At 43.9% G+C, this 17400-nt stretch carries 22 protein-coding genes; 19 read left to right on the plus strand and 3 right to left on the minus strand.

Features of this window, described 5'->3' with window-relative positions:
• Positions 1-97 precede the first annotated feature (97 nt).
• Positions 98-529: a DUF948 domain-containing protein gene (locus tag ACSYSK_RS03305; RefSeq protein ID WP_491715509.1), complete on the plus strand. Its 432-nt coding sequence runs from the start codon at positions 98-100 to the stop codon at positions 527-529.
• Positions 530-763: a hypothetical protein gene (locus ACSYSK_RS03310; RefSeq protein ID WP_491715510.1), complete on the plus strand. Its 234-nt coding sequence runs from the start codon at positions 530-532 to the stop codon at positions 761-763. It abuts the gene before it with no gap.
• A gap of 328 nt (positions 764-1091) precedes the next feature.
• Here the strand turns inward: ACSYSK_RS03310 and ACSYSK_RS03315 are convergent, their stop codons facing one another.
• Positions 1092-2195 (minus strand): M24 family metallopeptidase, encoded by a 1104-nt coding sequence (locus ACSYSK_RS03315; RefSeq protein WP_491715511.1) that lies wholly within the window; start codon positions 2193-2195, stop codon positions 1092-1094.
• A 201-nt stretch (positions 2196-2396) separates the two neighbouring features.
• Between ACSYSK_RS03315 and ccpA the strand changes: the two genes are divergently transcribed.
• The 16 genes from ccpA to ACSYSK_RS03395 all read left to right on the plus strand — a co-directional run bounded on the left by ccpA (position 2397) and on the right by ACSYSK_RS03395 (position 14771).
• Positions 2397-3410, plus strand: a complete 1014-nt coding sequence (gene ccpA / locus ACSYSK_RS03320; protein WP_491715512.1) for a catabolite control protein A — start codon at positions 2397-2399, stop codon at positions 3408-3410.
• Positions 3411-3517: 107 nt separating this feature from the next.
• A complete protein-coding gene (locus ACSYSK_RS03325) occupies positions 3518-4237 on the plus strand; it encodes a YebC/PmpR family DNA-binding transcriptional regulator (RefSeq protein ID WP_491715513.1) in 720 nt (239 codons plus the stop codon).
• A gap of 124 nt (positions 4238-4361) precedes the next feature.
• Positions 4362-5342, plus strand: a complete 981-nt coding sequence (comGA, locus tag ACSYSK_RS03330) for a competence type IV pilus ATPase ComGA (protein WP_491715514.1) — start codon at positions 4362-4364, stop codon at positions 5340-5342.
• Positions 5343-5355: 13 nt separating this feature from the next.
• Positions 5356-6342: a competence type IV pilus assembly protein ComGB gene (gene comGB, locus ACSYSK_RS03335; protein WP_491715515.1), complete on the plus strand. Its 987-nt coding sequence runs from the start codon at positions 5356-5358 to the stop codon at positions 6340-6342.
• 1 nt (position 6343) lies between these two features.
• Positions 6344-6667, plus strand: coding sequence for a prepilin-type N-terminal cleavage/methylation domain-containing protein (locus ACSYSK_RS03340; protein WP_491715516.1), 324 nt, complete (start codon positions 6344-6346; stop codon positions 6665-6667).
• Positions 6660-7100: a prepilin-type N-terminal cleavage/methylation domain-containing protein gene (locus ACSYSK_RS03345; protein ID WP_491715517.1), complete on the plus strand. Its 441-nt coding sequence runs from the start codon at positions 6660-6662 to the stop codon at positions 7098-7100. The genes ACSYSK_RS03340 and ACSYSK_RS03345 overlap by 8 nt, the downstream gene beginning before the upstream one ends.
• On the plus strand, positions 7084-7341 hold the full coding sequence (locus tag ACSYSK_RS03350; RefSeq protein WP_491715518.1) for a hypothetical protein: 258 nt from the start codon (positions 7084-7086) through the stop codon (positions 7339-7341). Before ACSYSK_RS03345 ends, ACSYSK_RS03350 begins: the two co-directional genes overlap by 17 nt.
• Positions 7331-7765, plus strand: a complete 435-nt coding sequence (locus tag ACSYSK_RS03355) for a competence type IV pilus minor pilin ComGF (protein ID WP_491715519.1) — start codon at positions 7331-7333, stop codon at positions 7763-7765. The genes ACSYSK_RS03350 and ACSYSK_RS03355 overlap by 11 nt, the downstream gene beginning before the upstream one ends.
• Positions 7762-8061: a hypothetical protein gene (locus ACSYSK_RS03360; protein WP_491715520.1), complete on the plus strand. Its 300-nt coding sequence runs from the start codon at positions 7762-7764 to the stop codon at positions 8059-8061. Before ACSYSK_RS03355 ends, ACSYSK_RS03360 begins: the two co-directional genes overlap by 4 nt.
• An 80-nt stretch (positions 8062-8141) precedes the next feature.
• The gene (locus tag ACSYSK_RS03365) at positions 8142-9128 is read left to right on the plus strand and encodes a class I SAM-dependent methyltransferase (RefSeq protein WP_491715521.1); all 987 of its coding nucleotides are present in this window, start codon (positions 8142-8144) and stop codon (positions 9126-9128) included.
• A 159-nt stretch (positions 9129-9287) separates the two neighbouring features.
• Positions 9288-10643, plus strand: coding sequence for an amino acid permease (locus tag ACSYSK_RS03370; protein ID WP_491715522.1), 1356 nt, complete (start codon positions 9288-9290; stop codon positions 10641-10643).
• 191 nt (positions 10644-10834) lie between these two features.
• On the plus strand, positions 10835-11437 hold the full coding sequence (locus tag ACSYSK_RS03375) for a metallophosphoesterase (protein WP_491715523.1): 603 nt from the start codon (positions 10835-10837) through the stop codon (positions 11435-11437).
• An 11-nt stretch (positions 11438-11448) separates the two neighbouring features.
• The gene (locus ACSYSK_RS03380) at positions 11449-12837 is read left to right on the plus strand and encodes a bifunctional metallophosphatase/5'-nucleotidase (RefSeq protein WP_491715524.1); all 1389 of its coding nucleotides are present in this window, start codon (positions 11449-11451) and stop codon (positions 12835-12837) included.
• A gap of 12 nt (positions 12838-12849) precedes the next feature.
• Entirely contained in the window at positions 12850-13344 is a 495-nt protein-coding gene (locus ACSYSK_RS03385) for a YutD family protein (protein WP_491715525.1), read from the plus strand.
• 19 nt (positions 13345-13363) lie between these two features.
• Positions 13364-14137 carry a TIGR01457 family HAD-type hydrolase gene (locus ACSYSK_RS03390; RefSeq protein WP_491715526.1) on the plus strand — a complete coding sequence of 258 codons (774 nt, stop codon included), beginning with the start codon at positions 13364-13366 and terminating at the stop codon, positions 14135-14137.
• Positions 14130-14771 carry a TIGR01906 family membrane protein gene (locus ACSYSK_RS03395; protein ID WP_491715527.1) on the plus strand — a complete coding sequence of 214 codons (642 nt, stop codon included), beginning with the start codon at positions 14130-14132 and terminating at the stop codon, positions 14769-14771. Before ACSYSK_RS03390 ends, ACSYSK_RS03395 begins: the two co-directional genes overlap by 8 nt.
• A gap of 46 nt (positions 14772-14817) precedes the next feature.
• Here the strand turns inward: ACSYSK_RS03395 and ACSYSK_RS03400 are convergent, their stop codons facing one another.
• Positions 14818-15456, minus strand: a complete 639-nt coding sequence (locus ACSYSK_RS03400) for a VTT domain-containing protein (protein ID WP_491715528.1) — start codon at positions 15454-15456, stop codon at positions 14818-14820.
• A gap of 29 nt (positions 15457-15485) precedes the next feature.
• The gene (locus ACSYSK_RS03405; RefSeq protein WP_491715529.1) at positions 15486-16484 is read right to left on the minus strand and encodes an NAD(P)/FAD-dependent oxidoreductase; all 999 of its coding nucleotides are present in this window, start codon (positions 16482-16484) and stop codon (positions 15486-15488) included.
• Positions 16485-16682: 198 nt separating this feature from the next.
• Here ACSYSK_RS03405 and ACSYSK_RS03410 point away from each other — a divergent pair, with 198 nt between their 5' ends.
• Positions 16683-17072 carry a CvfD/Ygs/GSP13 family RNA-binding post-transcriptional regulator gene (locus tag ACSYSK_RS03410; protein ID WP_491715530.1) on the plus strand — a complete coding sequence of 130 codons (390 nt, stop codon included), beginning with the start codon at positions 16683-16685 and terminating at the stop codon, positions 17070-17072.
• The last annotated feature ends 328 nt before the right edge of the window (positions 17073-17400 follow it).

A 17400-nucleotide genomic window follows, 5' to 3' on the forward strand; every position in this document is an offset into this window, starting at 1 on the left:
CTTTTTTTGTATCATATGTTAGACATTGACGTTGCAAACTAAGATGCAGCTAATTTTTAAGATAGTCTTATTTGATTTATCCGAGGAGGAATTTGAGATGAATGTGACATTGGGCGGAGTGGCTGGCTTGATCGCTGCAATTGCTTTATTAATTTTTGTAGTTTATGTTTGCACGGTGTTGGTGCAAGTCACTAAAACGTTGAAGGACGTGAAACAAACGGTTACGACACTGACTACAGATGCTCACGGGATGTTAGATCAGGTTAACGAATTGTTGGACAAGACTAATGATTTATTGCAAGATGTAAATCATAAGGTGAAAACGATCGACCCGTTATTTCAGGCGATTTCAGATGTCAGTGATTCGGTTTCCGCACTGAATAATGCAACGCGCGCTAAGGTGAACAAGCTAAATGATTCAGCTCATAAGTTGAGCGGGCTGCGCAAATTGTCGACAATTTTAGGCTTAGGTACCAAATTAGCGACTAAATTTGCTGGCAAAAAGAAGAAAAAGAATAAGGAGCAGTAAATGAAAAATTGGGTATGGTTTGCCGTCGCCGCTACCGGGGCCTGTTTATTAACTAAATTGTGGTTGCGTCAAGACGCGGTGCAGGCGGTCGCTGAGCTCAAAAAGACAACTGCTGAATTGAAAACGGATCTAACTGAGGCACAGAAAACAACGGACGTTAAGTCCCAGTTTGGACAGATCAAAGACCAACAGTTAACGCGGATCTTTGAACCGGACGGTAGTTTTCACGTTTAAAATGGTAGTAGAAAAAATAAAAAAGGAGACTGGGACAAAACTTAGTTTTGTCCCAGTCTCCTTTTTTGTTTTCCGCAAGTAATAGACTGATCGTGCTCCAAAAAGCAGCAGTCTAGGGCCATAAGCACACGACAAAACAAATCCACAGGATTTATTCCGCCGTGCCCTTAGTCCACGACTACTAAACGGCTTGCCGCACAGCTTGTTTTAATTGCGCTCCGCAAAGCGACAGTTTTGATCTAGCTACGTCCAACGAAAAGTCAAGTCCAGACTTTTTCGTTGGCCTAGGCTAGCTCGCAACTGCTATGCGCCGCTTTCCGCAGCTTGTTTATGCCAGCGGAATTGTTTGCAGTTCTTTTGGTGTGTGCGTGAACGGTTCTACTCCCGTTTCAGTGACGTGGACACAGTCTTCGATCCGCACTCCTAACTCACCCGGAATGTAAATTCCCGGTTCAATGGAAAAACACATTCCCGGTTGTAATTCCAATTTGTTGCCCGCCATGATCGACGGAAATTCGTGTTCGCTTTGTCCCATGCCGTGGCCTAAACGGTGGGTGAAATATTCGCCAAAGCCCGCTTTAGTAATGATATCACGCGCGATTTGGTCGAGTTCTTCCGCTAACATTCCCGGCTTAGCCGCTTGTTGAGCAGTCAACTGGGCCTCTAAGCAGACCTGGTAGACGTCTTTAGCTCGTTGTGAAACTGGGCCAAAAGCAACGGTCCGGCTGGCATCTGAAATATAGCCTTCGTAAACGACGCCTAAATCAAACAAGCATAACTCGTTAGAGGAGATCAAAGTTTTACGGGGACCGCCGTGGGCTTCAGCGGCATTTTTACCACTTTGAACGAGGGTATCAAAACTCATGTGCATGATGCCCTTTAATTTTAATTGGTATTCGATTTGAGCGGCTACGTCTTGTTCACTACGTTGTTGATTTAGGGCAGCAAAGCCGATTTTGAAAGCTTCGTCGGCCCACTTGCCAGCGATGTCTAATTTGTGAAGTTCGTCGTCCGTTTTAAAAAGCTTCATGTGTTCGATCAGCGGTGTCAAGTTGCCAGTAAATTTAGCGGCGGGAAACTGCTGTGCCAGTGCTTCAAAACGCGTGACCGTCAGATTACCTTTTTCTAACGCCCAGTTGATAGGGGCGTCGTTGATGGCTACGATGTGGTCGTGGATCAGTGCAAATGGATCCTCGTGGTCTAAGTAGCCGTAAACGGGATCCGTCCAGCCGGTTTCCTTGACGGCCTCGACTTCTAAGGCCGGGGCAAAGATAAATGGTGCATGATCGGGAAAAATGAACAGAGCGAGGACTCGTTCGACCGGGTCGCTGCTAAAACCTGTTAAGTACTGAATTGTTTTATAATCACTAATGTAGGCAATATCGAAATGATTTTGACCTAACCATTCTTGAATTTCTGCCAGATGGGACATAAAATCGCTCCTTTACCATTTATTTGAATGTATTATAGCACATTTGGTAGTGGTTCACATTTGAGTGAAAATTTCTTGAAAATAAATTTCATATTCTGAGGTGAAACGTTTGCATTATCTGAAAAACTTTGCTAAATTAGAAATTGTTAGTTGAAAACAACTATGAAAATCCAACTGATCAGAAGTAAGAAAGGAAAAGTTATGCTGAATAAAGACGACAATAAACCAAAAACGATTTACGATGTAGCTAAAGAATCAGGAGTTTCCATGGCAACTGTTTCCCGGGTAGTTAACGGCAACCCGAACGTAAAACCTGCGACCCGCAAAAAGGTCTTAGAAGTGATCGACCGGCTCGACTACCGGCCAAACGCGGTGGCGCGGGGACTGGCTAGCAAGAAAACGACTACTGTTGGCGTGATCATCCCGGACGTTACCAATTTTTACTTTGCTTCGCTGGCTCGTGGGATCGATGATATTGCTTCGATGTACAAGTACAATATCATTTTAGCCAATTCCGATGGCAATCGCGAAAAAGAGATTCAGGTATTAGGGACATTATTAGCCAAACAGGTTGACGGCATCATTTTTATGGGCCATAACTTGACTGCGGACCTGCGCAAGCAATTTGAACGTTCCAAGACCCCAATCGTCTTGGCAGGAACGGTCGATCAGCAAAATGAAATGGAAAGTGTGCACATCGATTACCGGGCAGCTACTAAGGAAGCCGTTAGTGAATTGATCAATCACGGTAATCAGCGGATCGCTTTTATTTCGGGACCTCTATCCGATCCAATCAACGGCGAGTATCGTTTGAAAGGCTATCAAGAAGTTTTAGCTAAAAATAACATTAAATACGATCCTAACTTGGTCTTTGAAACTGATTATAAGTATCGTTCCGGTGAAATCTTATGGCCAGCCTTGTCGTCAGTGAACGCGACGGCGGCTTTTGTGGCCGACGATGAGTTGGCTGCCGGGGTGTTAAATGGTGCACTGGACGCCGGGGTCAAGGTTCCGAGCGAATTTGAAGTCGTAACTAGCGACAATTCCGAATTAGCCGAGATCGTCCGCCCTAAATTATCTTCGATCACCCAACCGCTGTACGATATCGGTGCCGTTTCGATGCGGTTGTTGACCAAGATGATGAATAAAGAAGAACCGACGCAAAAAGCGGTCGAATTGCCGTATGGTTTCATCAAACGGGCTTCTACTAAGTAGTTTAGTTCGTTAACTGGCAGTGATTTGACGGGAAAGGTTGCGTTACCGTTAATCATTTGTTATGATTTTAACGTTTAGTGAATAATTTTCGAAAAGAGGTATTTAAAATGTCAGGACATTCAAAGTGGCATAATATCCAAGGGCGTAAAAATGCGCAGGATGCAAAACGGGGTAAAATTTTTCAAAAGATTTCACGCGAGATCTACATGGCGGCTAAAAGCAGTGGTCCTGACCCTGAATCTAACCCACAATTGCGTTTGATCATGGATAAAGCCCGGGCTGCTAACATGCCAAAAGATAATATTAAACGAGCTTTAGATAAGGCTAGCGGCGCTAACGGTGCTGACTACGAAGAAATCACTTATGAGGGTTATGGTCCTGCCGGTGTAGCTATTTTAGTGCATGCTTTGACGGATAACCGCAACCGGACGGCCTCGGCAGTGCGGGCTGATTTTAACCGTAATGGTGGCAATTTAGGTGAAAATGGTTCAGTCAGCTTCATGTTTGACCGTAAGGGTTACATCGCGATCGAACGGCAGGATCTGACAGTCGATGAAGACCAGATGTTTGAAGATGTGATCGATGCCGGGGGCGACGACTTGCAAACATCTGCTGAAGTTTTCGAGATTTATACGGACCCGAAAACTTTCGCCGACGTGCGCGATACCTTACAGAAAAAATATGAGTTAGCTAGTGCTGAGATCACGATGGTGCCAAAAAATATGGTGCCGGTCCCAGCCGATAAGGAAGAACAATTACAACGGCTGATCGATCATCTTGAAGATGAAGATGACGTTTCAGAAGTTTATACGACGGCAGATGTTTAAGTAGTAGTCGTTTAATAGCACAAAAAGAGTTTGAGACAAAAATGTTTGTCTCAGGCTCTTTTTTTGTTTTCCCCCAAAATAAAATCTTTTTTTTGCGTATCTTTAAAGCAAAGGAGGGATTTGAATGGAAGAACAGATCCGTAAAATTTTTCGGGCGGCCATCAAACAACACGCCAGCGACATTTACTTATTTCCGCAGGAAACGGGTTACCGGGTGAATTTTAGTGTCGGCACTAAAAATGTTTTTTACCAACAGCTTTCATTTGCGGCAGCGCGCCAGATCATCAACTTTTTAAAATTTAAATCCGAAATGAGTTTGAGCGATCAGCGGCGACCACAATTAGGGGCTTGGGTTTATCAAGACGAAAAATTACGTCTGAACTGCCGTTTTTCTTGCGTCGGGACTTTTTTAGGACAGGAATCGATGGTTATTAGGTTGCTTTACCAAAATTACGAACATCACGGTGGTTATTTTTTCGCCGACCAGTTTGAACGGATCTACGCGGCTTGCCAAAAAAGAGGTTTGATCTTATTTGCCGGGCCGATGGGTTCGGGAAAAACGACGGCGATGTACAGTTTTGCTAAGAGGCTGACGGGATTACAGGTAATGAGTATTGAAGATCCGGTAGAAATTTACGAGCCAAGTTTTTTACAGTTGCAAGTCAATGATAAGGCACAAATGACGTACGATGAACTCCTAATGGTTGCGTTACGCCACCACCCCGACGTTTTTATTATTGGTGAGATCAGAAGTGAACAGACTGCTAAAACTGCGGTCAACGCCGCTTTGAGTGGGCATTTAGTCTTGAGCACGGTCCACGCCCAAAATGTTTATGGGGTTTTATTACGGTTACTTAAACTAGGGATCTCCCGGTACGAATTGGAGCAAACCGTCCAGCTGATCTCTTATCAGCGTCTGATCAGTACGGTCGACCACCAGCAAAAGGTGTTATTTGACTTACTGGAGTTAGCTGACACTTCTTGGAGTACGCTCACAGCCAAAAAGAGGGGAGAAATGACTAGTGAATGGACGACTAAGTTGGAAGCTTGCGAACAAAAAGGGTGGATCGACCACCAAACTCACCTCCAGTACGCGGCGGGGTAAACGAAAATGGAGCGTGAAACAACAGGCGGAATTTTTAACTACGCTAGCGGACCTGTTGCGAGCAGGATTTTCCCTCCAAAAAAGCCTGCAAAATTTGCAAACGCTGCTGGTCAAGCAGCGTAAAGACATTGCCACGATGATCCGTAGTTTGGATCAGGGAGATTCGTTTAGTACGGCCGTTAAGAGTTATTTTTCTAAAAACACCTACTACCAGTTAAAAATCGCCGAACAACACGGTAATTTGGATCGCAGTGTCAAGGAATTAGGGACTTTTTTGGAAAATGCCCGTCAGCAGCAACAAAAATTACAGGGATTATTATTATATCCGCTAATGTTACTGGTGTTAATGGTCGTATTATGTGGGGCAATTAAGATCTGGTTGATGCCCAAAATCAATCAGTTTACGACTACGACCAACCAGCATTTAGGTATTGACTGGTTTTTAGTGGTGAAATTCCTGCTGTGGTTTTTATTAGCCGTGTTATTTTTGTATTTGTTGCGGGTCTTTTACCGCTGGAAAAAACAACAGACGTTGGCGCGCAATGTGTGGTATTCGCAGTTGCCCGTGCTGGGCAAGGTTTATCGCACTTACTGTGCTTATTTTATTTCTTATAACCTGGCTTTGTTGTTTAAGGGTGGTCTTGATCTCGGACAGATCTGCGTTTTTTTACTAGGGTTTGATAAAAAATCCCTGTATTATCAGTTAGGCGCGGAGCTAAAAAGGATCTTGGAATCCGGTAAGGAAATTACCGCCTTTATCCAACAGTATTCGTTTATCCCCAATGAATTACTGCTTTTTTTAAATAACGGTGATACTAAAAAGCAACTCAGCGAGGAATTACTGATTTTTGCGCAAATTTCGTACCAAAAATTATTACGCGAGGTAGATCATTTGCTAACTTGGGTTCAACCCTTGTTATTCTTGGTAGTTGCCTTGGTGATCATTGGCACGTATTTGGTGATTTTACTACCGCTTTATTCAAGTATTGGAGGACTATAACATGAAAAAGAAAATACTAACAGCGAAAAATAACAGCAGCGGTTTTACGTTGATCGAAATGGCGATCGTTTTATTTATCATTAGTTTATTGATCCTAATAGTGATCCCCAACGTGACCAGACAAAGGGGACACGCGGTCAAAGTCAATAATTCGGCGTTACAAACGGAACTAAATTCACAAGCAGAATTATACATGAACGACCATAACTTAGACAATATTAGCGAGGTTTCTATCGGTTCTTTAAAAGAAGATGGCTATTTGACAAATTCACAAGTAAAGCAGATCCAAAAGGGAAAATTAACGATCGGGGGCGGCAATGACTAGCAGGCGCGGCGCTAAAAACCAGGGATTTACGTTGGTAGAAGAGGCGGTGGTATTAGCGATCGTCGCGTTGATAGCACTGATGCAACTGGGACCCAACGCTTATTTAAGAAAAGACCTAGTCGAAAAGCAATTTTGGCGGCAATTTAGGCAAAACTGGGTGGAATTGGTGATCTATGCTAAACAAAATCGGCGTCCCGGTAATTTTAGAATTTTCGATGACCGGGTGATCTTTAAAGGACAAACGAAAAAAACATTACAGATCCCTAAAACGCTACGCCTAGTTAATGGGTATTACCGACAGGAAAATGTTTCGGCGGATGGTGGAACCCAGGCGCAGACGATCACGTGGGTCTCAGAGCTGTCACACGAAAAGTACCAGATGCTTTTTCAAGTTGGCTATGGGGGACAGTATCACGTTGAAAAAATTAAATAATAAAGGCTTTCTACTGGCCGATGCGATGGTGTCTTTGGGAATTATGACGTTATCTTTAGGCATGTATGCTTCGATTCAGCAACGATTTGTCCGCCAAGAGCAAAGATTATACCAAAGAGCGGAATTATCACGGCAGCTGGTCAGTCAAAGTAATCTCGAATTACAAGGGACAAAAGAGCAGGTGAGGCCAACAATTGAAGTGGAAAAAAACGGAGAAAAAATGCGGCTTAATGTGCAGTAAAAATAACCAAGGCTTTACTTTAGTCGAAACTATCGTGGCTTTAGCTATTAGTTTGTTGACTATTTATTTAGCGAGTGGTTTTTTATTGAACCGGCAGCGGCAATTTAGTGCAACTACTACTTCTGATCGTTACCAGTGGCAGCAAATGTTGACGGGACTCCAGTCCGAACAGCTGGATTTACATTACTGCGAATCTAACTCGCGTGACCTGTACAGTGCGACACAAAAAAAGAAGTATCACATTAAGCGTATCGCCGACAAATTAGTAATGCAAAGCGACAGTGGCGAGGGTTATATGCCCTTACTTTATGGGATCGAACGCAGCAGCGTGCACGTTGAAAAGCCGTATTTGATTATTGATATTACGATGCACGGTCAAAAATTTTATGAAAAGATGGCTTTAGCTAAAGCGGTGGGACAATGAAGCAGAAAAATTCCGGGTTTGTCTTTTTTTCGGCAACGGCTATTTTACTATTGGCTGGATTTTTAATTACCGCCCAAATTTTGTATTACAAAACAAGTTGTACGAGCTATTTAGAGATCACCCAGCACAATCAAGCCCAGGCGATGCGCAATCTTGCTCAGGCTAAGGAGTTGGATGATAACGAGACGCTGACTTTTAATTTGGGAAAGGCTAAACGCCAAAAAGAGCACTGTATTGTGATCCTCAACAATCAAAAAAAGTTTACTTTTACGGTTGCGGAGTGGAAAAGTAAGTAAAAGTACGAGTAACTCAAAAAGTTTTGCTCCCCGTTTATTCGTGGTAGACTGAAGTGATTGAATAATTGAGGTGGAAAATAGTGGCGTTTGCAGAAGTAGAAAAAATTTATCACTTGCTAGAACAAGCAATTCAAGTGGTGCAAAAAAAGACTAACGAAGATTATTTGAACGCGTTTGTATTAGTGGCAGATAATTTACTAGCCGATAGTAGTGAGGATCCTGACGAGCAGCAGCTAAAAAATGAGATTCAGGCCGCCAAGTTAACCCCGTTAGAAATGAGGCAACTCGTTCAGTTGGTATTGTTGCGTTCTTATCACGAACAAAAAGTGGCGGCTAACCAACAGATGACGCCGGATTCGATCGGCTTATTAGTAGAATATTTGGTAGAAAAAATAACGCAGCCCCAGCAGCCATTAAAAATCCTGGACATTACGGTAGGAACTGGCAATTTGTTAATGACGTTGATGACGCAACTCCAGGCTAACGGCTGGCGACAAGTGAACGGCACGGGGGTCGATAATGACGCACGTTTACTGACGATCGCCAGTATTATGGCCCAGCTGACCGCTTCGCCCGTCGAATTGTATCACCAAGACGCGTTAGGACAGATCCCGGTCAGTGAGATTAACTTAGTAGTCGGAGATCTGCCGGTGGGCTACTATCCTTTAGACGAGCGGGTACGTGATTTTGCGACCGCCGCACAGACGGGGCATTCGTATGCCCATCATTTACTGATCGAACAAGTGCTGAATACCTTGGCTGCCGGTGGTTGTGCGCTATTGGTCGTGCCGCGGGGATTATTCGAGACCACTGAGGCGCAATCTTTGTTACATTTTATTCAAAAAGTGAGTTACTTGCAGGGCTTGTTGAACTTACCGGCCGAGTTATTCGCCACGCCTAACAGCCAAAAATCATTATTGTTGTTGCAAAAAAAAGGTGCGGGTAGTAAACAAGCGCAACCTATTTTGTTAGGAGATTTTCCTTCGTTTAAAGCGCAGCGAGAATTCAGTAACTTTTTAGCGGAAATTGATCGTTGGGTCAGTCAAAATCAAATCAGTTTGAACTGAGTAAAAAGTGGGGCAAAAGGCGTAGTGAGCTGTTTTGTCCTGCTTTTTGGTTTATTGATGAATAATATTCATCTTTAACTGAGAAGATTGAATTTTACTAATCGATATTAAAATAGTAGACTAGCTGTAACACAAGTTATTTTGACTGGAGAGAAAATTATGGCTGAAAAGCAAGAATATTCACGACAACTGAAAAGTCGTCACGTCCAACTGATTGCGCTAGGGGGAACGATTGGAACCGGACTTTTCTTAGGATCCGGCACTTCAATTCACCTAGCGGGTCCTTCGATCGTGTTAGCTTACCTGCTGGCCGGAGTCGTTTGTTTTTTATTGATGCGGGCGATGGGGGAATTATTACTATCGGACTTGCAGGTCACTTCTTTTATCGATTTTATCACGCTTTATCTGGGAAAACGGATCGGTAAGGTAGCGGGGTGGACCTATTGGGTTTGCTGGATCACCATTGCGATGGCGGACATCACCGCGACTGGAATGTACGTTCAGTTTTGGTTTCCCCACGTACCGCGTTGGTTGCCGGGGTTAGTGGCGATCACGGTTTTGACGTTATTGAACCTGATCGCGGTCAGTGCGTTTGGCGAAACCGAATTTTGGTTTGCGCTGATCAAGATCATCGCGATCGTGGCGTTGATTATCGTTGGAATAGTGATGGTGGTCTTTCACGTTAAAACACCGGCTGGTACGGCGCAGGTCAGCAACTTGGTAACCAATGGCGGCTTTTTCCCGCACGGATTAAAGGGATTTATTCTCTCATTTCAAATGGTGACTTTTGGTTTTATCGGGATCGAAATGGTCGGCGTGACCGCATCTGAAACTGAAAATCCCCAAAAGATCATTCCTAAGGCAATTAACGAAATTCCGTTGCGGATCATTATCTTTTACGTGGGGTCGTTGTTGGCGCTAATGTGTATTTACAGCTGGCAAGACATTTCTGCTTCGTCGAGTCCGTTTGTGCAGGTGTTCAAAAATATCGGGGTGCCAGCCGCTGCCGGGATCATTAATTTTGTCGTCTTGACGGCCGCGTTGTCGGCTTCTAATAGCTCGTTATTTAGCACCGCGCGGATGTTATTTACCCTAACTCATGGTGGTAAATCTAAATTTAGTCGCAAAATGAGTACCCTATCACGCACCCAAGTCCCGGCGAATAGTCTACTGTTTTCCGCGCTGATCATTTTGCTGACGGTCGTGGCTGACATGGTGATTTCAAATACGACACTGTTTTCTTTCATTTCTAGTATCGCGACGACGTGCTTTTTGTTTATTTGGGGAGCTATCGTGGTGACTCATTTAGTTTACCGGCACCAAAAAGGCCAGCAACTCCAAAAATTTAAAATGCCGTTGTATCCCGTGAGCGACTACCTAGTTTTAGGATTTTTGTTATTTGTCGGGATAGTGATGCTGTTGCAAAAAACGACGATGTTAGCGTTGGTAATGGCGATCGTGTGGTTTGTAGTCTTGTACGTTGGTTTTGGTTTGAAAAAGCCAGCCCAAAATTAAAAATGATTTCGAGCATGCAATTAAAATGACCACTGACAAAAATGTGAAATGGAACGGGGAGATGTGATTTTATCCCGGTTCCTTTTTTTGGCTTCCTTAAATGTCTGCCCGTGCTCCTAACCGCTTTTTGGAGCAACTCCTTTTTTTGTGGTACTAATCAGTGTAAAATCTAAGTAAAAGGATGTGGGGCAATGTTATATTTTACTGCGGATACGCATTTTTTTGATAAGCATTTAGTACATAACATGAATTTTGCGCAGCGCGATTTTTTGACGGTCACGCAAATGAACCAGACGATCGTCGCTAACTGGAACGCGGTCGTTAAACCGACAGATACTGTCTATCATTTGGGTGACATTGCTCACGTTAAGTCCAACCGGGAAGGTTACCAACAGGCCTTAGAACTTTTGTTGCAACTCAACGGACGGATAATTTTCATTAAGGGCAATCACGATTCCCGGGCGCTGCTAAAATTCTTGCTCAAAAATATGCCGCCACAAACACCGGCTAAGTTTAGCTGGCATGAAGTCGGGGTGATCATTAAATTTGACCACTATCAGTTTTTCCTGACACACTACCCGTTGATTTTGGGAATCTCGCCTAACGGCATTAACTTGCACGGTCACATTCATCATAATGCGGTCAACTTGGAAAATAACATTAACGTTGGTGTAGACACTCCGGAGGGTGATTACCTGGGGGCTGCACGTCCGGCATTTGGCACGCCGTTTTCGCAAAGCCAAATCGTTAAAATGGTAGTACAAAAGAAAATCGATTATCAAAAAAGAAGGTAACTGGATAATAAATGACTGGTGAAAAAATTACGTTTTTACATACTAATGACTTGCACTCGCATTTTGAAAATTGGCCACCGCTCCAGCGTTACTTGGTCCAGACGCGCCAGGAATTGACCGCACAGGGTCAGTTAGTGGTGACACTTGATGTGGGCGATGCGTTAGACCGAGTCCATCCGTTAACGGAAGCGACTGCGGGACAAGCTAACGTCTCGTTATTGAATCAAGCGGGTTATGACGCGGTCACGATCGGCAACAACGAGGGGATCGGTAACTCCCACGAAGAGTTAGATCACTTGTACCAGGATGCTAATTTTGCGGTAATTTTGAATAATTTAGTTGACTTGCGGACGGGAAAGACTCCGGACTGGAGCCAAGATTTTAAAATTATTATCAGTCCTCAGGGGACTAAAGTCGGGTTGTTGGGTTGTACCGCTCCTTTTGGACCGACATATTTGATGAATGACTGGCAAACCTTGGCGGTCGATCAGGTTTTACCCCAATTGTTGGCAAAAGTCCGTCCACAAGTCGACGTTTTGGTCTTGATCTCACATTTGGGCATCGATACCGATCGTTATTTGGCCCAGCAGTATCCTGAATTTGACCTGATCATAGGTGGGCATAGTCACCGTTTGTTACCTCGAGGTGAAATGGCTCACGGCACGTTGATCTGCGCGGCGGGAAAATGGGGTCAGTACGTGGGCCGAGTAGAAATTGAGTTGCGCGATCACAAAATAACCCGTAAAAGCGCGCAGACGTTTGCGACCGCAGATTTGCCTGCACTACCCGAGGATACAAAACAAGTTACTGCGTGGCAAAAACAGGGAGAAGAACTGTTAGCACAACAAAAAGTGGCGTTGTTACAACGAGATTATCCGATTTCTTTGAGTGGTAATTCTCCTTTGATCCAATTGGGATTAAAAGCCGTGGGCAAAGTCACGCAAACGGACAGTGTGATCTTAAATGCGGGGTTATTTTTAGGAAATTTAAAAAAGGGAATAGTTACTAAAAAAGACTTACACCAGTTATTACCCCATCCGATGCGCATGATCAGGGTTCGGCTGACGGGCTATAATTTATGGCGCTTAGTGCGCGAAATGGAAAAAAATCGGCGTTATTTGAGGCATGCAGTCGTTAAGGGAAATGGTTTTCGGGGCAAACAGTTTGGCGAACTGGTGTACCAGGGATTAAAATACCAGCAAGAAACTAAACAGGTTTTGTACCAGGGCCAGCCCCTTGATCTAGGTGCTCATTATGAGGTGGGAATGGTAGATAATTACGTGTTTGCTCCCTTTTTTCCCACACTGGAAATTACCGGGGAGATCACTTATTTTGGCGATCAGTTTTTACGCGATGCACTAGCCAGTTACTTACGCGCGCATTTTCCACTGACGAAGTGAGGAGGAAGATTTTTGAATAGTGAAAAAAAAGAGCGGCGAGAAGCGTCTCTAGCTAAAAAAGCAGCGGCCATCAAAATGTACGCCAGCAAAGTAGAAATGTTAGACGAAAACAACTTGAAGATCGACGACCGCCCTTACCGTTTATTAGTCAATTTTCGCGAGGGGTTTAATATTGAAAAATTGCAGGAGCGTTTCAGTGAGATCCTGACCAAATACGACTATATCGTGGGCGACATGGGCTTTGAACAGTTGCGGCTACACGGATTTTACCGCGGTAAAAAGGGCAATTCGTTACAAAATATCGCGCATTTGCAGGACTATTTATACGAGTACTGTAATTTTGGCTGCCCCTATTTTGTCTTACAAAACTTAGCCGTTCAGACACCAAAAAAGGAAGTCGAATATAAGCCTAAGGCTAAAAAACCGCGTCGGGCCACGCGTCCCCACAGGAGAAGAGCGGTTAGCCAGCACACTAATAAACGCCGTTTTACTATCAGGCAAAAATAAACGCAGAAAAGAAGGACTCATGAAAAATTATCAGGGATATATGATCGACTTAGATGGTACGATGTACCGGGGAAAAGAACGAATTCCGGCGGCGCAAAAATTTGTCCGTCATCTCCAAGAATTGGACTTACCGTTTTTATTCGTGACTAATAATAGCACGCAAACGCCGGCACAGGTGGCACAAAATTTGGCACAAAATTTTGACGTCCACGTGCAACCGGCCAACGTGTACACTTCCGGACTGGCGACTGCGGATTTTTTAGCAGACCTTACGCCTACTAAACGTTCGGTGTATGCAATCGGCGAATTTGGGTTGAAGACCGCCCTATTGGAACGCGGTTTTTATTTGGAAGAAACCAACCCGGACTACGCGGTAGTGGGTTTGGATTATGATGCGACTTACCATAAGTTTGAACTGGCTACGTTGGCGATCAAACGGGGAGCGCGTTTTATCGGCACGAATGCCGACACTAACCTGCCAAACGAACGGGGGTTGGTTCCCGGAGCGGGTTCTTTGATTGCGCTGGTCGAACGCTCAACGCAACAAAAAGCAACTTATATCGGTAAGCCGGAAACTATCATTATGGAAAAAGCGCTGCAACGGATGGGCCTAGCTAAAAATCAGGTACTGATGGTAGGAGACAATTACATGACAGACATTCAGGCGGGCATCAATTTTGGCATGGATACGTTACTGGTTTATACCGGGGTTTCGACTAGGAAACAAGTTGCTCAAGTCGCGGTGAAACCGACGTATCAAGTAGATTCGTTAGCTGAATGGTTTGATGAATAGGCGGCAAAAGTTAGCCGCTGATTTGTGGCGCGGTAATTTATTGTTAACGATGGTGTTATTTAGCTTATTGCTCGTGGTCAATTTTAGGCCGCTGTATTATTGGATAGCTGCTCAAGAAAACCTCGCGGCTAAGGTTAATTTAAGTCCGGTGCTTTTACGCCAAAATTACCGGGAGTTGTTAGCTTATTTGACTTTATTTTGGCATACGAAATTGCAGTTGTCCTTGCCGAGTTCGACCGGTGCGTTGGTACATTTTAAACAGGTCCGCCACTTATTGTGGCTGGCAGACGCGTTGTTAGCGATCAGCTTGCCATTTAGTATCAAGTATGTGCGGACTTTACGACACGAACGGCGGTTATGGACGCTGATCTTACCGGCTAAATGTGTGGCTGAAGGCCTGTTGTTTTTGGTATTGATATTAATAGTTGATTTCAACCGCTTTTTTGTTCTTTTCCACCGGTTGTTATTCACCGATGACTTATGGTTGTTTGATCCGCGGACAGATCCCATTATTTTAGCGTTGCCGGACGATTTTTTTCTGGCATGTTTTGTACTATTTTGGGGCTTGTGTGAAGTGTTTTTACTGGTAACGATCTGGTTAGGTCAAAAAGAAGTGAAAACTAAAAACGGTTAGCAGTTGCGCTTGAACGCGCGGGCTGTTAACCGTTTTATTTTTAATACTATTTACTGTGACGTGATTTTAGTAGACCAATTAGCGCCGGTAGTAATGATACTAAAATAATGGCGATGATGATCAAAGAAAAGTGTGCTTTAACGAAGGGCAGGTTGCCGAAAAAATAACCGCAGCAACAACAAAGCGCGACCCATAAGACGGCGCCCAACACGTTATGGCCGATAAATTGCGCATACTTCAGTCCACTGGCCCCCGAAATAAACGGGGCGAAGGTACGAATGATCGGCATGAAGCGTGCCAAAGTGATCGCCAACGCCCCGTGTTTTTCAAAGAACTGCTCGGTCCGCTCTAGGTATTCGGGCTTGACTAATTTTTGAAAAAAAGCGGCATTTTTTAACTGATTGCCGATCGTGTGACCGATCAAGAAGTTTAACGAATCACCACAGATCGGCGCTAGCAAAAATAATAAAACGAACAGCCAGATATTTAAATGGTAAACGGGATTAGCACAAAGCGCCGCCGCCGCGAACAGTAGGGAATCGCCGGGCAAAAACGGTAAGATGACCGCTCCGGTTTCGATGAAGATAATGATAAATAAAATCGGGTACGTCCAGTTGCCAAAGGTACTGACGATATTGACTAGGTGGGCGTCGATGTGTAAGACAAAATCAATTAAGTTAGCCATGAATTCTCCTTTAGGTGAGTGAACGAATGTTATTTGTTAAATTTAAGCATTAGTTCAGTGCTGTGGGCCGGTTGTTTTTTATCCGGATACATGTCGACTAAAGCGTTATTGACGGCTAACGGGGCTTCGCCAAAACCGGTAGCGATCAGCGAGGTACGGCCTTCCTTGAAGACGGCATCACCGATGGCATAGATCTTTGCGCGTGAAGTTTGTTGGCGCTGGTCGGTGACTATGGCTTTTCGTTTGGTCGTTAAGTCCCAGTCTGCTAAAAACTGGTTGTTAGCAGAAAAGCCGTAATTGACTAGCAGGTAATCGATATTAGGCAATTTTTCAATAGTAGAATCAGTGTTTTTAAGGGTAATAGTTAGTTGGTGCTCCCGATTTTCGGCGAGTTCTTTAATAGTGTACGGGGTCATGAAGTCAACGTTAGCTGCTTGGTGCAAGCGAGCGACGCTACTTTCGAGTGCCCGAAACTGATCGCGTCTGTGGATCACTTTAATACTGTGGGCGCTACTAGCGAGTTCTAAGCCCCAGTCGATCGCCGAATCTCCACCACCCGCGATCGCAATATTTTTATCAGCAAAAATCGTCGGGTCGGAGATAAAGTAACGCAGTTGTTGGCCCTCGAATTTCGTGGCATTAGCGACGCGTAGTTTGCGCGGGGTAAACGAACCGATCCCAGTAGCGATGATGATGCTTTTAGTGTAGGTAGTCCTATTGGTAGTTTGAATTTGGTAACCACAAGGATCCACCGTGAAATTTTGCACAGTTTCATTTAAAAAAATCTTGGGGGCAAAAAAATGAGTTTGTTCCACTAAATTGTCGATCAATTGTTGTCCGGTGATTTGGTGAAAACCCGGAATATCGTAGAGCTTTTTGGTGGGAAATAAGGCACCGACTTGTCCGCCCAGAGTGGATAAACTTTCGATCACTTGGACTTTGAGCATATGCATCCGCGCGTAGCTAGCGGCGAATAAGCCGACGGGCCCGCCGCCAATAATAGTAATATCATAAATTTCTTTTTCCATTGATAACGAGTAACTCCCTTTATTAGTCTAACATTTAGCCTAGCATAAAAAATTTAGAAAATAAATTGTGGTATAGTATATTTAATTGAAACTGAAAAATCGAGATGCTTAAAAATGAGCGCGTGCGGGGTATTTAGCTTAAAATGCTAGGTGACGGTATAAAAATTTAGTAGCATTTAATGAGGGATGAGTGAACAGGTGGATTATCGAATTGGAATGGTTGTGACCGGACAGGTAACGGGGATTCAGCCATATGGAGTATTTGTGGCGTTGGACGAACAGACGCAAGGGTTGATCCATATTTCGGAGTTGCATCACGGCTATATTGCCGCAGTGGGCAACTTTTTGCAGATTGGCCAGCAAGTAAGGGTCATGGTGATCGACATTGATTTATATACGGAAAAAATTTCTTTATCGTTACGTGTTTTAGAAAAACCGTTTGATTTCTCTCGTTCGACCAGGATGTTAGGAACGCAATACAAAAAATACTGGACGGATCGGTTTAGCCATGAGGGATTTACTCCTTTGCGAGACAATTTAGCTGAATGGACTGAAGAGGCACTACAGGATATTGAAAAAGGAAAATAAAAAGTTCTTGACCTGACCACCCAATGTTGGTATGATATTTATTGCTGTTAGCCGCGAAGTTGAGTGGTGATGGCATTAAATTTGCTTAGCGGAACTTTTGATCTAACCTTGATTAAAAAATATTTGAAAAAATATAAAAAAGTTCTTTACAAGTAATCGAATTTCTGATATATTTAATAACGTTGTTGCTGGTCAACAACTTGAACGAATCAACAGAGTAGAACTTTGAAAACTGAACAAAGTTTCGTAAAAATGTGTGAGGTCGCTCGGAGCAATCCGGGTGCAAACATTTGCGAAGTCAATTTCGCTAGTAATCAAAAATGAGCTA

The organism is Ligilactobacillus sp. ESL1201 (assembly GCF_058503265.1).

Coding starts and splice junctions, on each gene's coding strand:
- ACSYSK_RS03405 (WP_491715529.1), bottom strand. CDS start 16,484: ATGGAAAAAGAAATTTATGATATTACTATTATTGGCGGCGGGCCCGTC.
- ACSYSK_RS03395 (WP_491715527.1), top strand. CDS start 14,130: ATGAATAGGCGGCAAAAGTTAGCCGCTGATTTGTGGCGCGGTAATTTA.
- ACSYSK_RS03340 (WP_491715516.1), top strand. CDS start 6,344: ATGAAAAAGAAAATACTAACAGCGAAAAATAACAGCAGCGGTTTTACG.
- ACSYSK_RS03360 (WP_491715520.1), top strand. CDS start 7,762: ATGAAGCAGAAAAATTCCGGGTTTGTCTTTTTTTCGGCAACGGCTATT.
- ACSYSK_RS03315 (WP_491715511.1), bottom strand. CDS start 2,195: ATGTCCCATCTGGCAGAAATTCAAGAATGGTTAGGTCAAAATCATTTC.
- ACSYSK_RS03400 (WP_491715528.1), bottom strand. CDS start 15,456: ATGGCTAACTTAATTGATTTTGTCTTACACATCGACGCCCACCTAGTC.
- ACSYSK_RS03305 (WP_491715509.1), top strand. CDS start 98: ATGAATGTGACATTGGGCGGAGTGGCTGGCTTGATCGCTGCAATTGCT.
- ACSYSK_RS03345 (WP_491715517.1), top strand. CDS start 6,660: ATGACTAGCAGGCGCGGCGCTAAAAACCAGGGATTTACGTTGGTAGAA.
- ACSYSK_RS03310 (WP_491715510.1), top strand. CDS start 530: ATGAAAAATTGGGTATGGTTTGCCGTCGCCGCTACCGGGGCCTGTTTA.
- comGA (WP_491715514.1), top strand. CDS start 4,362: ATGGAAGAACAGATCCGTAAAATTTTTCGGGCGGCCATCAAACAACAC.
- ACSYSK_RS03380 (WP_491715524.1), top strand. CDS start 11,449: ATGACTGGTGAAAAAATTACGTTTTTACATACTAATGACTTGCACTCG.
- ccpA (WP_491715512.1), top strand. CDS start 2,397: ATGCTGAATAAAGACGACAATAAACCAAAAACGATTTACGATGTAGCT.
- ACSYSK_RS03355 (WP_491715519.1), top strand. CDS start 7,331: ATGTGCAGTAAAAATAACCAAGGCTTTACTTTAGTCGAAACTATCGTG.
- ACSYSK_RS03370 (WP_491715522.1), top strand. CDS start 9,288: ATGGCTGAAAAGCAAGAATATTCACGACAACTGAAAAGTCGTCACGTC.
- ACSYSK_RS03375 (WP_491715523.1), top strand. CDS start 10,835: ATGTTATATTTTACTGCGGATACGCATTTTTTTGATAAGCATTTAGTA.
- ACSYSK_RS03325 (WP_491715513.1), top strand. CDS start 3,518: ATGTCAGGACATTCAAAGTGGCATAATATCCAAGGGCGTAAAAATGCG.
- ACSYSK_RS03390 (WP_491715526.1), top strand. CDS start 13,364: ATGAAAAATTATCAGGGATATATGATCGACTTAGATGGTACGATGTAC.